Genomic DNA, 1,115 nt, shown 5'->3' on the forward strand with positions numbered 1-1,115 from the left:
GGATTCTGGATAACGTAGAAGGCGCACGCGAAGATGCAGAAGCAGGTAAACTGCTGTTTGGTACCGTCGATACGTGGTTAGTATGGAAGATGACTCAAGGCCGCGTTCACGTTACTGACTACACCAACGCATCACGTACCATGCTGTTTAACATCAACGACCTATGTTGGGACCAAAAGCTGTTGGATGAGATGGGCATTCCGGCATCAATGATGCCAGAAGTAAAACGCTCTTCGGAAATTTACGGCAAAACGAACATCGGTGGTAAAGGCGGTACTCGTATTCCTATCGCAGGGATTGCAGGTGACCAACAAGCAGCGTTATACGGCCAAATGTGTGTGGAAGCTGGCCAAGCGAAAAACACATACGGCACAGGTTGTTTCTTGCTGATGAACACTGGCCAAGAGAAAGTCACCTCGAAGAATGGTCTGCTTACCACACTAGCTTGTGGCCCGAAAGGCGAGCCAGCTTACGCACTTGAAGGTGCAGTGTTCATGGGTGGTGCCTCTATCCAGTGGCTACGTGATGAACTGAAAATACTAAACGGTGCAGAAGATTCTGAATACTTCGCAACAAAAGTGGACACATCGAACGGCGTTTATGTAGTACCAGCCTTTACTGGCCTTGGCGCTCCATACTGGGATGCTTACGCACGTGGCACCATTGTTGGCCTTACTCGCGGTGTGAACTCAAACCACATTATCCGCGCGACTCTGGAAGGCATCGCTTACCAAACTCGTGACGTACTGGATGCGATGCAAGCTGACTCTGGCATCAAGCTCGCAAACTTGCGTGTTGATGGCGGTGCGGTAGCAAACAACTTCCTAATGCAATTCCAATCGGATGTATTAAACACAGAAGTACATCGTCCACAAGTGACTGAAGTAACGGCTCTTGGTGCTGCATACCTGGCAGGTTTAGCGGTTGGTTACTGGAACAGCATTGATGAGCTGCAAGATAAAGCAGTGCTTGATCGTACGTTCGAACCGCATGATGACGAAGAAAAACGCAACCGTCGTTACAAAGGTTGGAAACGCGCTGTGAAATGTGCGCAAACTTGGTCTGAACTGCACGACGAAGACGATTAATTTTTCTCCCAAACGAACAAAGAGCGC

Annotated in this window: 1 protein-coding gene; it reads left to right on the forward strand. The window is 49.1% G+C overall.

Features of this window, described 5'->3' with window-relative positions; genetic code table 11:
- Positions 1 to 1,088: glycerol kinase GlpK (gene glpK / locus R7D93_RS25890; protein WP_318129631.1), on the forward strand; the 1,088-nt coding region annotated here is incomplete at its 5' end.
- Positions 1,089 to 1,115 lie beyond the last annotated feature (27 nt).

This window comes from Vibrio sp. YT-15 (genome assembly GCF_033337445.1).
GTDB lineage: Bacteria > Pseudomonadota > Gammaproteobacteria > Enterobacterales > Vibrionaceae > Vibrio > Vibrio alginolyticus.